Origin of the sequence: Nitratireductor sp. GCM10026969 (genome assembly GCF_042660605.1) — a bacterium.
GTDB lineage: Bacteria > Pseudomonadota > Alphaproteobacteria > Rhizobiales > Rhizobiaceae > Chelativorans.
Genome location: NZ_JBHSUM010000146.1, coordinates 1 through 10,369 on the forward strand (window position 1 = coordinate 1; position 10,369 = coordinate 10,369).

The 10,369-nt window shown below is 65.0% G+C and carries 8 protein-coding genes and 1 tRNA gene; 6 read left to right on the forward strand and 3 right to left on the reverse strand.

Going from position 1 to position 10,369, the window contains the following annotated elements; genetic code table 11:
* Positions 1 to 655: 655 nt before the first annotated feature.
* The gene (locus ACFP9U_RS20465; RefSeq protein ID WP_378624288.1) at positions 656 to 2,059 is read right to left on the reverse strand and encodes a PRC-barrel domain-containing protein; all 1,404 of its coding nucleotides are present in this window, start codon (positions 2,057 to 2,059) and stop codon (positions 656 to 658) included.
* A gap of 353 nt (positions 2,060 to 2,412) precedes the next feature.
* Here ACFP9U_RS20465 and ACFP9U_RS20470 point away from each other — a divergent pair, with 353 nt between their 5' ends.
* The gene (locus ACFP9U_RS20470) at positions 2,413 to 2,661 is read left to right on the forward strand and encodes a restriction endonuclease (RefSeq protein ID WP_378624301.1); all 249 of its coding nucleotides are present in this window, start codon (positions 2,413 to 2,415) and stop codon (positions 2,659 to 2,661) included.
* A gap of 270 nt (positions 2,662 to 2,931) precedes the next feature.
* Here ACFP9U_RS20470 and ACFP9U_RS20475 read toward each other — a convergent pair.
* A tRNA-Phe gene (locus ACFP9U_RS20475) sits at positions 2,932 to 3,007 on the reverse strand.
* 456 nt (positions 3,008 to 3,463) lie between these two features.
* Between ACFP9U_RS20475 and ACFP9U_RS20480 the strand changes: the two genes are divergently transcribed.
* The 4 genes from ACFP9U_RS20480 (at position 3,464) to ACFP9U_RS20495 (ending at position 8,152) form a co-directional block, all read left to right on the forward strand.
* On the forward strand, positions 3,464 to 4,831 hold the full coding sequence (locus tag ACFP9U_RS20480; protein WP_378624289.1) for a PQQ-dependent sugar dehydrogenase: 1,368 nt from the start codon (positions 3,464 to 3,466) through the stop codon (positions 4,829 to 4,831).
* Between the two features lie 83 nt (positions 4,832 to 4,914).
* Positions 4,915 to 6,123, forward strand: coding sequence for a 3-dehydroquinate synthase (locus ACFP9U_RS20485; RefSeq protein WP_378624291.1), 1,209 nt, complete (start codon positions 4,915 to 4,917; stop codon positions 6,121 to 6,123).
* The gene (gene eboE / locus ACFP9U_RS20490) at positions 6,120 to 7,307 is read left to right on the forward strand and encodes a metabolite traffic protein EboE (protein WP_378624293.1); all 1,188 of its coding nucleotides are present in this window, start codon (positions 6,120 to 6,122) and stop codon (positions 7,305 to 7,307) included. Before ACFP9U_RS20485 ends, eboE begins: the two co-directional genes overlap by 4 nt.
* Positions 7,304 to 8,152, forward strand: coding sequence for a UbiA family prenyltransferase (locus tag ACFP9U_RS20495; RefSeq protein ID WP_378624295.1), 849 nt, complete (start codon positions 7,304 to 7,306; stop codon positions 8,150 to 8,152). Before eboE ends, ACFP9U_RS20495 begins: the two co-directional genes overlap by 4 nt.
* Positions 8,153 to 8,158: 6 nt before the next feature.
* On the opposite strand, the gene ACFP9U_RS20500 is transcribed toward ACFP9U_RS20495, so the two are convergent.
* Positions 8,159 to 9,544, reverse strand: a complete 1,386-nt coding sequence (locus ACFP9U_RS20500; protein ID WP_378624297.1) for an alkaline phosphatase family protein — start codon at positions 9,542 to 9,544, stop codon at positions 8,159 to 8,161.
* An 89-nt stretch (positions 9,545 to 9,633) separates the two neighbouring features.
* Here ACFP9U_RS20500 and ACFP9U_RS20505 point away from each other — a divergent pair.
* On the forward strand, positions 9,634 to 10,369 hold a 736-nt coding region (locus tag ACFP9U_RS20505), incomplete at its 3' end, for an EboA domain-containing protein (protein ID WP_378624299.1).

Sequence of the window (10,369 nt, forward strand, 5' to 3'; positions counted from 1 at the left end):
GCGGTCGCATTGCGTGATCTCGGGGATCCCCTGGATGATCTCCGCCACACGCTGCATTTCACCGGGAACGGGTCGGATACGGAACCAGACGGCAATCGGAAGGCCGAACCGGCGCGTGAAATCTGCACGCCGGTTCAAGCAGGGGCACCGGCCGCCCGGGAGGTGCTGACTGCGGCATACCACGCCCACCTCACATGCGGCCACAACAACCCTCGATCTCGTGCGTTCCACCAAACTGGGTTCCTTACAGCGTGTTCCCAACGCCATTGGTCGCTGCACCGGTCTATTCCACCACTCAGCGACCCCGGCGCTGCCCCAGAACCGATACGGCGACCTTCCGGCCTTCACCGTTCGCCAGCAGGGCGAATCCCATAACCGAATGGCTGCGCCACCTGAAAGGCCGCTTCATCCTATCCATCAACGACGTCCCGGAGGTCCGGGAGACCTTCGCCGGGTTCCGGATCGAGGAGGTGACGCTGAGCTATACAGTGGCAGGCGGCCGGGGAAAGCCGGCGCGCGAGCTAATCGTCAGCGGGCCTTAGTCGCGAACACGCGAGATCAATCTGCGCTGATCCCACTTCGCGGATGCCACATGAGAAGCCCCACCGGCGAAAACCGGCGGGGCAATGCACATGGATATGCTGCGACTTTGCTACTACGATTGTGAGATCTGCACCGTCTGGTCGCCCTGGATCTCCTGACCTGTGTCGGCATTGACCTGCGGAAGCTGCTCGATGTCTTCATCCGTCATGCCGAAAAGGACGAGTTGATCGTCACCGCGCGCGGTCGAGATCCGGTTGAGCGGGAGAGCGACCTCGTCCTCACCCAGGCCGAGAAAGCCGCCATGGGACAACACGACATAGAACTTGTCGTTAGCCCTGATCACCCGCTCGACCGTGCCGAGTTCCTCGCCGCGCTGGTTGACAAGATCGCGATCGACGATCTCCGAGACGGACATGGATATGGCCTCGCCGGAGGCCTGTTTCTGGCCGTCGCCCCTGAGCATCTGGTAAGTATCCTCGGGCACCTGCTGCTGCCGCTCGACGCTCGCTGTCTGCTGCTCATCCGGCGAATCGGGCTGTCCGCTCGCGCGCTGCTGCTGTTCGGCACCAGCGTTCTGCTGTTGTTCGGCTCCAGCGCTCTGCTGCCGGTTACCGTCGCCTTCCCTGGCACGCGTGGTCTGTTGCTGTTCGATGCTCTCGAACCTGACCTGCGGCTCGCCGGTACGGTTGAAGCTGACCTGGGGCTCCCCGGTCATCTCGAACTGGACATTCGGCTCGGCAGCCTCGTAGCGCACCTGCGGCTGCTGGCGTTCGACATTTACCCGGGCCTGCTGTTCGCCTTGGTCCTGTTGCTGGATCGTGGGCTGATCGCGTTCCACCTGCACTTGTGCACTTGCGTCATCCTGGACGTTCACTTCAGGCTCGGCTTGCTGAACCTGCACGTCGGGCTGCGCTTGCGAGACGTCGATCTCCGGCTCCGGCATGGCGACCGAGACGTCGGGCTCGGGCATGCGGACCACGATCTCCGGCTCGGGCTGGTCTACTGAAATTTGCGGCTGGGGCATTTCGACCCGCACAGTCGGTTCAGCCTGCCGTACCACGATCTCTGGCTGACCCTGCTGCACATTCACACGGGGCCTCGGCTGATCGTAGGTGACCTGCGGCGCATCCTGCTGAACGGTTACGCGCGGCTCCGGCTGCTGCACCACTATGCGGTCCTGTTCGGATTGCCCATCCTGCTGTTGGGCTTGCTGCTCTTGCCGTTGAGCTTGCCCGTCCTGCTGCGCCTGACGGGCATCGAGCTTTTGAACCGCTTCCTCAGCCTGCGCTACATACTGCGCACATTCCTGCGATTGGCCCTGGCGCGCCGCATCGTTGGCCTCGTCGATCCACTCGCTGCGGAACCGGTCTTCGTTGTCCTCAATCAGCTGGGTCAGGCGATCACAAGGCTGCTGCTGGTCGCTGGCTGCCTGGTTGGCGTCCTGTGCTATCGCAGGCGTGAATGCGGTGCCACATAACAGGCCGGCTACGACAAAGAGCTTTTTCCTTCGTATCATCCTTTTCCTCCTGTTTTTGAACGCACGCCACCGCTCGGGATGCAATCGCATCCCGGTCGATATGTCGTGTATCGTTCGCAGGTCAGTGCGGCGTTTGCTCGCCGCGTTTGGGGGCCAATCTGTCAGCGCGGCAATTGTTCCGTCGATTCGAGGAGAGGATCTCAAGCCTCGGCGCAGAGGATATGAGGTGCCGATCATGGCAGAACGCTTAGACTGCACCAGAGGCATAGACGCATAAAGCAGGTCGATCATGCCATGCCCGATGCCAGACCGCTGACCATCGCCGTCGTCGTGAGCCCGGTTACGACCGCTTCGACGGTCTTCGGCATCTACGCAAGCAGACTTTCGGGACGATTGGACGCCCGGATGTGCAAAAACTGGACGGCGCAATCGCTCACGACGAGTTCGGAATGTTTGTGACGCTCGGCAGCTTTTCAAACGACGCCCTTACCTACGAGCAAATGAAGCCGAACTTGCGTCTGATCGACGGCCCCGCATTGGCCGACTTGATCTACCGCCACTACACAAAGTTTTCGCCGTCAGTACAAAGGATCATCCCGCTTCGGCGAATCTACGTGCCGGGTTCTATGGGCGCGGGCTGACGATGCGATGTTTCTCGCGCCCTCTACACCGAGGCGAGGGCACCAACACCCGAATGGTTCTGAGGACTGGGTCGATGGTTCGTATATTTGCTCATCCCAGCATACACTCCTGAATCCCATACGAATCCCAGCGCGATTTTTCCTGCCTGAGCGCAACCACGCCTTCCATTCAACTTCGCCGTACGGTCGGAAAAAGACAGCAAATTCAGTCAGTTGCGAACACTGAAGCGTAGGCACTTCGGCGAAAGGGAATGTCGGGAGAAGAGGGGATGGTGCCCAGGGGCGGAATCGAACCACCGACACGCGGATTTTCAGTCCGCTGCTCTACCAACTGAGCTACCTGGGCCTGGCCCTGCCGGCGGATTGCCGCCCGCATGGGGCCGACGGGCGAGGACCGCCGAAAGCGCGTGGGTTATAGCATGAGAATTTGCTCTGTCCAGCGTCCCAGGGCGAATTATTGCGGCGCGGTCCCATGGCAAGCCGAGGGTGCCGGCTGAGGCCTGGGGCAGCTCCGAAATGTGGTGGTGCGGTTTCCCGCCGGGGGCACACCAAAAGGTGGGCTTGGTCAATAACTGGGCCGCAGGGGCTCGAGGAGTTGTACGCAGTCCGTGCGTAGTGGTGATGCATTCATCGGCCGATTTCGCAAAGCTTTTCACGTTTCCGCTTCGGAACCATGTGGCGCCCAGGCTGTTCGGAGGTCGGCGGAACGGGCCGGCGCCCATGCCCCTGCCCTTCCGCCGGCATCATCGACGCAATCGCGCCTAGCCTCATAGAGGCCTCGCACAGACTTGGGGAGGAAATCGTGCAACGATTGCCTAGCATTGCCCTTTTCTCAGCCGTCCTGGTGGCAGCCGCCCACGCGCAGGATCAGGGCGCGGACCAGCAGGCCGGACCGTCCTGGCAGGACACCATCAGCGTCGCCCGTCCCGGTGAGAGCGGAACCCTACCGGGCAGCCCCTCGATCGAGCTGAGGGAAGTGACCGGCGATCTCATCGATCCGGTCAACGTCGTGAGCGCGAAGGACGACACCGGCCGGCTTTTCGTGGTGGAGCGCCACGGGGTGGTGCGCATCGTCGAGAACGGCAGCCTGGTCGAGCAGCCCTTCATGGACATCAGCGACATCGTCCTTCCCTATTTCCTCGAGCAGGGGCTCTACGACATCGAGTTCCACCCGGATTTCGAGAACAACGGGTATGTCTATGCGCACTTCGCCGAGACCTTGCGCAATGGCGATTCCCTGATCGTCCGCTACACGGTCTCGTCCGACAGTCCCAATCAGATCGATCCCGAATCCTCTAAACTCATCATGCAAATCGACCAGCCCTGGGCGAACCACAATGGCGGCGAGCTTGCCTTCGGCCCGGACGGCTATCTCTATATCGGCAGCGGCGACGGCGGCTGGGAAGGCGACCCGCTGGAGGCGGGGCAGGACCTTAGCACCCTTTTGGGCAAGCTCCTGCGCATCGATGTAGACGTGCCGGAGGACAGCTATCAGGCTTACGCGATCCCGGCGGACAATCCCTTCGCCCGGCAGGCAGGTATCGTTGAGCTCTTCGGGATCACCGAAGAGGAGTTCGCGCAAATCCACACCGAGGCGCGACCGGAAATCTGGGCCTACGGGCTGCGCAATCCCTGGAAGTTCCACTTCGATTCCGAAACCGGCGATCTCTACGTCGCCGAGGTGGGCCAGAACCATTGGGAGGAGATCAACTTCCAGCCGGCTGACAGCCAGGGTGGCGAAAACTACGGCTGGGACTTCCTCATGGGAACCCACTGCTTCCCGATCGAAGAGGAGGAGTGTGCGCAGGTCGGCGTCCTTCCCGTCGCCGAATATGATCACGAGCAAGGCTGCTCCGTGATCGGGCTCGGCGTCTATCACGGCGGAGAGATCGAGGGCCTCGACGGCGTCTATCTCGCCGGCGACTATTGCGCCGGCACGATCTGGGGCCTGGCGCGCGGTGAGGACGATCAGTGGGTGTTTCAGGAACTCCTTGCCTCCGGCGTGCAGCTTGCCGGCGGCGGGACGGACGAAGACGGCAATCTCTACGTGACGTCCTGCAGCTGCAACTACGGCGGTCCGCTGCCGCAAGAGAACCCGCCCGGAACGCTTTGGCAGGTGGTTGCGGCCTCGGACCAGGATTCCGACACCAACGGAACCACCCAGCAATAGGCCCCGAACCGGGAGTGTTGTAAGCAGGCGGAGTACATCTCCGCCTCTCCCCCGGCGACAGAGCAAGAGGAGAGTGAGGGCTGTTGAACTTTTACGCATCCGTGGTCGGGGAGACCGAGCCGGACCAGGAGGTGCACTGGCAGCGCTTTTCGGTGCCTTTCGAATACCCGGTCGCCTTCTCGCACGGGATCTTCACAACGTCCAATCCCGTTCTTGCCGAGCTGATCGCGCGGGCCGAGCCGCACAGGAGGCACCGCTGCCTCTTCGTCGTCGACGAGGGTGTTCTGGGAGCGGTCCCCCGGCTCGAGGAGCGGATCGAAGAGTGGTGCCGGGCCAACGACCGCCGCATTGAGCTTGCCGCGAAGATTATCCCGATCCGCGGCGGCGAGGCGGCGAAGGCGGACACCGCCCACCTCACCGCCATCGAGGAAGCGATCCTGGCGCATGGGATAGACCGCCACTCCTGCGTCATTGCGGTCGGCGGCGGGGCGGTGCTCGATGTGGTCGGCCTGGCTGCCGCGACGGCCCATCGCGGTGTGCGGCACATCCGCGTGCCGACCACCGTCTTGTCGCAGAACGACTCCGGCGTGGGCGTGAAGAACGCGGTCAATCTCAAGGGCGTCAAGAACTTCATCGGCACCTTCGCGCCCCCCTGGGCGGTGGTGAACGATTCGGAATTCCGGGAGCATCTGCCCCGGCGCGAACGCATCGCCGGCATTGCGGAAGCAGTGAAGGTGGCGCTCATTCGCGACCGCGCCTTCTTCCAGTGGATCGAGGCGAACGCGACGCGGCTGACCGCCTTCGACCGGTCTGCCGAAGAATACATGATCCGCCATTGCGCCAAGCTGCACATGAAGCAGATCGCCGATGGCGGCGATCCCTTCGAGCGCGGCTCGGCGCGCCCGCTCGATTTCGGCCACTGGTCGGCCCACAAGCTGGAATCGCTGAGCGGCCACGCCGTGAACCATGGCGAGGCGGTTGCCATCGGCATTGCGCTCGATGCACGGTATTCCGTGCTGGCCGGGCTCTTGCCGGAAGGTGAGGAGGAGCGCATTGCAACACTTCTGGAGCGGCTCGGCTTCCGGGTCTATCACCCCGCGCTCGAGCGACCGGGCAAAGGCGGCCGTCCGGCCGTGCTTGCGGGACTGGACGAGTTCCGTCAGCATCTGGGCGGCGAACTCACCATCACGCTGCTGAGCGCGCTCGGCGTCGGCGTGGATGTCCACAGGATGGACGCCGATCTCGTTTGCAGCGCGCTCGAGTGGCTCGGAAGGCGGGAGGCGATGCGGTGAGCGCGGCGCGCACGGGCGAGGCCCTGACCTACTGCCTCAACATCCATCCGGCCGAGACCTGGGCAGAGATACGCGCGGCCCTCATGGGCCCGGTGCTCAGGGTGCGTGCCGGCTTTGCGCCCGACAGGCCCTTTCCGGTGGGCCTGCGCATCTCCGCCCGCGCGCTCGAAGATCTCAAGAAGCCGGAGGCGCGTGCCGAGCTCGGCGGCCTGCTCCAGGCGGAGCGGCTGACGGCGGTGACGGTGAACGGCTTCCCCTTTGGCCCGTTCCACGGAACGCGCGTCAAGGAAGAGGTCTATCGCCCCGACTGGCGGGAGGTAGAGCGGCTGCGCTACACTGCGGAGCTCGCAGAGCTCATGGCCGATATCGCGCCGTCCGGTGAGACGGTGAGCCTCAGCACGGTGCCGGGCTGCTTCCGGGCGCTCGCCGAGGGGGCGGAGGACGGCATCGCCGATCACTATCTGCAGGCGGCGGCCCATCTCCATGAGCTTGAGCGGAAGACCGGCGTGCGCATCGCGCTTGCCATAGAGCCCGAGCCCGCCTGCCTGCTCGAGACGATCGCCGAGACCTGTGCCTTTTTCGAAAAGCGGCTTTACAGCCCCGCCGCACGGCTGCGCTTTGCAAAGCTGACGGGGCTTTCGACCGACGAGGCGGGCGATGCGCTGCCTTGCCATCTCGGCCTCTGCTACGACGTCTGCCATGCGGCCGTGGAGTTCGAGGACCCGGCCGCAAGCCTGCAGCTTCTGCGCGATGCCGGCGTGCCGGTGCACAAGCTCCAGCTCAGCGCCGCGCTCCGCGTGCCGGAACTCAACGCGGAGACGCGGCGTGCCCTCGGCAAGTTCAATGAGCCGACCTTCCTGCACCAGGTCGTGGCCCGCCGGAACGGCACCCTTTCCCGCTACACCGATCTGGGGCCGGCTCTCTCGCGGGGCGCGGAGGCGGATGGAGAGGAATGGCGGGTGCATTTCCACGTGCCCGTCTTCCTCAGGGATCTCGGCGCCTTCGAGAGTACGCGGGATTTCCTGGCAGAGATCCTCGCTCTCCATCGCGCCGAGCCGATTTCGAAACATCTGGAGGTGGAGACCTATACATGGGACGTGTTGCCGGAGGAGTTGCGCCGGCAGAGCGTGGACGAGGCGATCCTGCGCGAGCTTCGCTGGGTGGAAGAACAGCTCGCCGGGTGAGCTTCAGGACCATCCTGCGGCTCGGCCGCGTCTCGAACCTGCCGACGGTATGGAGCAACGCGCTCGCCGGTGCCCTGCTGGCCGCAGGCGCGCCGGTGACGCCCTGGCCTCTGTTCGAAGCCGCCCTCGCGCTCAGCCTCTTCTATATCGGCGGGATGTGGCTCAACGACGCTTTCGACGCGGAGGTGGACGCGAGGGAGCGGAAGGAAAGGCCAATCCCGGCCGGCGAGATCGGGCGCGCTTCGGTGTTCGTCGTAGGTGTGCTGCTCCTGGCCAGCGGGCTCGCCATCGGCTTTGCTCTGGGGGTGGCTGCGGGAGCTGCCGCCGCGGTGCTGACGGTCGCGGTGCTGCTCTACGACTGGGCGCACAAGAAAACCCCACTCAGCCCGCTCGTCATGGGCGCGGCGCGGTTCCTCTGCTACGTCGTCGCTGCGCTTGCCGTCGGGGCGCTGTCGCCGCCCGTTCTGATCGGCGCTTCCGGGCTCTTCGCCTATGTGGTGGGGCTTACCTATGCCGCCCGGCACGAAGCCGGAAACGACCTTGGCAGCGCATGGCCGCTGGCTGTGCTCCTCCTGCCCGTCGCAATCGCCCTCGGCTTCGCCGGCACCGACCCGGCCGCCCTCGCCTTCTGCGCCGGCCTCCTCGTCGTGATGGGCCTTGCGGTCCGGCGGCTCATCCGCCGCGCTCCGGGCGACGTGCCCCGCGCCGTCGTCATGCTGATCGCCGGTATCTCGCTTTATGACGCGGCACTGATCGCCGGCGCGGGACTGCCGCTCCTGGCGCTCCTGGGCGTTGTCGCCTTCGTGCTGACACTAGTGCTCCAGCGGCTGGCACCTGGGACCTGAGCACCGTCACGTGAAGACGTGGGACAGGACGAGCCCTTTGAAATCGACCGCCCTCACCTGCCCCTCGGGCAGCATCTCCGGTTCGGAGGAGATCACCAGCGGACCTTGCTCGGGCTTGCTGGCTAGCCGTCCGTGAGTACCCTTCACAAGGTGCGTGGCGGAGGGCGAGATGATGTCGAGGAGTTGGCGGAAGCCCATCTTGCGCTTCGCGAGCTTGGCTGCCGCGGCAAGTTTCGGAAAACGCAGTTCAGGATCGACGAACAGTTCCACCGGGTCGTAGCCGGGCTTGCGGTGGATGTCGACCGTGCGCGCGAAGTCCGGCGCCCTCTCCTCATCCAGCCAGTAATAATAGCTGAACCAGCGTTCCGGCTCGGCGACCGCCACCAGTTCGCCTGAGCGCGGGTGGTCGAGGCCGTTGGCCTTCTTGCCTTCCTCGTCCCAGACCGCCTCCACGCCGTCGAGCCTTTCGATCAGCGCCTTCACCTCGGGGATGCGCTCGCGCTCGGCCACATGGATATGGGCGATCTGGTGGTCCGCCACCGCAAAGGCGCGGCTTGCGCCGCAATCCAGGATTTCGCGGCCATGCTCCTCGGGGCGCACCGCGATCAGGCCTGCCTCACGCAGCGCGCGGTTGATGTGCACCTCCTCGCGCGCCAGCGTGATGTCGTACTCCGACACCACCACGATCCGCCGCCCGCTCCGCTCCGCCTCCTCGATCAGTTCGCCGCACAGCGCGTCGACCTCGCCGAGGTCCTGCCGCAGTCGCGGGTGCTCGAGATCCGGCCCGAGGCGCTGGAGGTTGTAGTCGAGATGCGGCAGATAGGTGAGCGTCAGTGTCGGATTGCGCGTCCGCATCACGTGCACCGTCGCCCGTGCGATCCAGTCCGACGAGGTGATGTCGGCGAGCGGCCCCCAGAAGCGGAAGAGCGGGAACGGCCCGAGCTTCTCGTCCAGTTCGTCGTGCAGTTCCGGCGGATGGGCATAGTGGTCCGGGATCTTGCGGCCATCGGCCGGGTACTGGGGCCGCGGCGTGGCCGACCAGTCGGCGCTCGAATACATGTTGTACCACCAGAACATCTTGGCGCAGGTGAAGTCCTGGGCACGCTTCCGGGCCGCCTCCCAGATCTTCTCGCCCTCCACCAGGTTGTTCGGCTGGCGCCACAGCATCACCTCGCGCAGATCGCGGAAATACCAGCCGTTGGCCACCGCGCCGTGGCCGGAGGGTGGAAGGCCGGTAACGAGGGTGGACTGAACCGTGCAGGTGACGGCGGGCACTACGGTCTCCATTGGCCGCATCGCCCCGCGCTCGGCGAGCCGCTGCAGGTTCGGCGTGCCGCGGCCGAGGAGTTCGGGCGTAAGCCCGACGACGAGGATGACGAGGGTGGGGTGCATGGGCGTGCAACGTCTTTTTCCGTGCATGGTTGCAACTGGAGCCGCTTGCAGAGCGTTGGCCAGGATCATCGGAAGAACGGGAGGTGAGGATGCAGCCGGCACAAGAGGTCCTGCGCGACATCGTCCTTTCCCGTGCCGGTGGGCACGTCGGCTGGGTGGAGGACCGGCTTGCCGCGCTCGAAGCGGGTGCGCCCGAGCGGGAACTGCACATCTTTCTCGGCATGGCGCCGCGCCGGCTCGGAAAAGCGGACCTGAAGCCTACTCCCGAGGAGCGTGCAGCGGCCGATAAGGCCCGGCCGGGCTGGTCACTCGAAGGCTGGAGCATAGATGGGGCAGCCCGCGTGCTGGCGCTTCTCGCATACAAGGGCGACCGCCCCTTCGCCGAAACCTTCAAGGACCTGCGCCGCACGGCCGATGCGGCCGAACTCATCGCGCTCTATCGCGGGCTGCCGCTCTATCCGGATCCTGAATCCCTGCATTTCGAGGTCGGCGAGGGGCTGCGCTCGAACCTGAAGCCCGTCTTCGAGGCAATCGCCCACCACAACCCTTTCCCCCGCGACCATTTCGACCAGCACCGCTGGAACCACATGATCCTGAAGGCGCTGTTCGTGGAAAGCCGGCTGGCGCCGATCATCGGCCTTGACGAGCGGGCGAATCCCGAGCTGGCAAGGATCCTGCGCGAATATGCCCATGAGCGCTGGACGGCGGGCCGTCCGGTCTCGCCCGAGCTCTGGCGGTGCGTCGGCCCCTTCGCCGATAACGACGAGGCGTTGCGGGACCTTGAACGCGCGCTGTCCGAAGGCGGCGCCGCAGCACGGGCGGCTG

Coding starts and splice junctions, on each gene's coding strand:
- ACFP9U_RS20465 (WP_378624288.1), bottom strand. CDS start 2,059: ATGATACGAAGGAAAAAGCTCTTTGTCGTAGCCGGCCTGTTATGTGGC.
- ACFP9U_RS20500 (WP_378624297.1), bottom strand. CDS start 9,544: ATGCACCCCACCCTCGTCATCCTCGTCGTCGGGCTTACGCCCGAACTC.